Source organism: Cellulophaga geojensis KL-A, assembly GCF_000568425.1.
Classification (GTDB): Bacteria; Bacteroidota; Bacteroidia; order Flavobacteriales; family Flavobacteriaceae; genus Cellulophaga; species Cellulophaga lytica.
The window spans coordinates 1-3169 of sequence record NZ_ARZX01000050.1; the positions used below are offsets into that span (position 1 = coordinate 1).

At 30.1% G+C, this 3169-nt stretch carries 1 protein-coding gene; it reads right to left on the reverse strand.

All coding sequences use genetic code 11. From position 1 onward, the window contains the following. Positions 1-56: 56 nt before the first annotated feature. The gene (locus tag KLA_RS16980; RefSeq protein WP_152536873.1) at positions 57-3110 is read right to left on the reverse strand and encodes an ATP-dependent helicase; all 3054 of its coding nucleotides are present in this window, start codon (positions 3108-3110) and stop codon (positions 57-59) included. Positions 3111-3169: the final 59 nt, after the last annotated feature.

Consider the following 3169-nt stretch of genomic DNA (forward strand, 5'->3'; position numbering starts at 1 on the left):
CTAGTAGAGTTTATTTAAATTAATGCTAACGGTCTAGTATAAGAGCAGTAGTGGATTTAAGACCACAACTTTTTCCACCAAAACTGCTTTTTATTATTCGTACTTTCTTTTATTGATTCACTTTCCCCGCTATTGCTTTTATACATTGTTGGGCTTAGTATTTTTTCCTCAGTTTCTTGTTCTTTAGCTATTTCTTTGTCCGATTTTTTTGGTTCAGATAAAAGTTCCGATTTAGAATTTTCGCCTTTTATTTTCTCAAGCTCTGCCTTTTCTTCTTTTAAATCAACTATTCTTTTTCGGGCTTCTTTTTTCTTTTGTTCAAAATCAATTAGTACTTTACTAGTATCTTTTTTTTCTTTTCTTTCAGAGATGAATTTTTCATAAGAATAAACTTGCATTTCATAGTCATTAGGATATTCTGCAATAGCTTTTTTTCTAATATGACTATCTTCAAATTTTGACATTTTTTGTTTTGCATCAAGTTGTTTGTCATAAACATATTGTTGCATTTCGTAATCGAGCGGATAATCCTTTTTTGCTAAAATCTCAATTTCTGAATCTTTAACAGAAGCCATATATTTTTTAGCAACCACATTTTTATCATAGATATGTTGTTGCATACAATAATCATTTTTGTATTGTTTTATTGCAAATTCCTCTAATTCATTATCTGTTACGGCTGTCATATACAAAAATGCTTCAACTTGATTTTTGTATACATAATCTCTCATTTCCTTATCATCAGGGTATTCCTTTTTCGCAAATCGTTTGATTTTCGCTTGGATTTTCTTATCTAATTTAAACTCCTTATTTTCTTCTGGTTTCTTTTCGCTTTTATTTTTAACTATTTCTGTTTTATTGCTTTCTTTAATTTGAATTTCGTTTTCTGCAAATGAATTCGAGTCATCATCTGATTTAGATTTTTCAATCTTTTCTTCTTCTTTGTGTTCAGTTGGTTTTTCGATTTTTGTTAAACCTCTAAATTCAAAATTTATTGGTTTAGTTTTTCCTGTTTCGATAAACTCAATTTGATATTCTCCTTTTTCTTCGTTTACTTCAATTACTTTACCTTGTTTCCAAATGAAGTGATTTACCAAATCTCCAACATCAAATTTCTTTTGAATTAATTGTCGACTTGCGTCAAGTTTAAGTTGTTTTTTAGCTTCATTTATGATTTCTTGACTTAATTCTCCTTTTCGCACAAAATAATTGTCGCTTATTTCAAATAAAAAACGAGAAGGATATTTATTTAAACCTGTGCTGAAATTGAAACCTTCTGATTCGGTCATATAAAATGCTTTTTCAGCTCTTGTAATAGCAACGTAGGTTAAACGTCTTTCTTCTTCAAGTGCTTTTGCTCTTCTTTCTTTAATTGACATTGCACTTGGTATAACACCTTCTGTGAAGCCACAAAGAAAAACGTAAGGAAACTCTAAACCTTTAGAAGTGTGAATAGTCATTAATTTAACTCGGTCATTCCTGTCATCTTCAATATCCATATCTGTGTAAAGTGCAATTTCTTGCAAATATTCAGTAAGGTTTATTTGTTCTTCGTCTTGTGTTTCTAATAAAATTATAGAGTTCTGAAGTTCTTTGATATTATCTAACCTATCTGTGTCTCCATCAGTTCTGTAATAAGCTGATAATCCACTTTCATCCATTATTTCTTTTACTAAATCTGAAATAATTAAATCCGTTTTTGCTTTTTTATACTTTTCTATAAGTTCAATAAATTCAATTGCTCCTTTACGACTTAAATCCTTTTGGGATATATTTTGTTGTAATGCTGAATAAAGAGAAATGTTTTCTTTTTCAGCGATTTTGGCGACATTTTCAATAAATTTTTTGCCTAGACCTCTACTTGGCGTATTTACAACTCTTAAAAAAGAAAAATCATCTTCAAACTCAATCAAGCGTAAATAAGCTAAGACATCTTTAATCTCTTTGCGTTCAAAGAATCTTATACCTCCAAAAACTGAATATGGAATATTTTCTCTAATTAACGATTGTTCAATGCTACGTGAAATGTGATTTGCTCTATATAATATTGCAAAATCAGAATGTTTACAGTTTTCATCTGCAATAAGTCTTTTGATTTCATTTGCAACCCATAATCCTTCTTCATAGTCATTTTCTCCGTGAAAATGAACAACTTCAACACCTTCTGGATTTTGAGTAAACATATCTTTGTCTACTCGAATTTTATTGTTTTTTATGATGTGATTACCTAGACTTAAAATATTGGGTGTTGAACGATAATTTTGATTCATTATGATTGTTTTTGAATCAGTAAATTGTTTATCAAAATCAACCAAAATTTCAGGTTTTGCACCTCTCCATTCATAGATGGTTTGGTCTGGGTCGCCAACCACGAAAAGATTTTTATGGAACTGAGAAAGCATCTCAATTAGCATAAATTGTTTTTGCGAACTATCTTGAGTTTCGTCAACTTGAATATAGTGTAATCTCTTTTGCCACTTTTCAAGAACATCAGGATTATTTACGAATATGTAAAGAGCAAAATTTAGTAAATCGTCAAAGTCTAAAGCGAAATTTCTTTGTTGTTTTTCCAAATACCGAATAAAGACCTTTTCGATTTCGTTATCTGTTTCTTTTTTCTTTGATTCAAGGATGTATTGCAGATATTCCTGTGAAGTTTTTTGTTTACTTATATATCTTAAAACTTGCTTAAAAGTAAAGACTTTTGATGTTAAACCCAATTCATTATAAACTTGTCGAAGAACAGTTTTTTGGTCTTCAACGTCCATTATTATGAAGTTCTTTGGGTACTTAATTTTGTTTATGTCTTCTCTTAAAACTCTAACACAAAATCCGTGATAAGTGGTTATGTAACTTAAGTCTGAATTTTCTCCGACTAATTTTTTTACTCTTTTTCGCATTTCTTGTGAAGCCTTGTTTGTAAAGGTGACACACAGAATATTGGAAGAGTTAATTCCTAATGCTTCAACTATGTAGACATATCTTTGAGTAAGAGCTTTAGTTTTTCCCGAACCTGCGCCTGCAATTACTCTAACAAAACCTTCTGTTTCTGTTACAGCTTCCAACTGTTGTTCGTTCAAATTTTCTTTTAATCTCTCAATGCCATTCATTCAGGATGTAGTTTTTTTATATTAAGCCCAACGGTAGGTATAACCGTCAGTTACGGGAT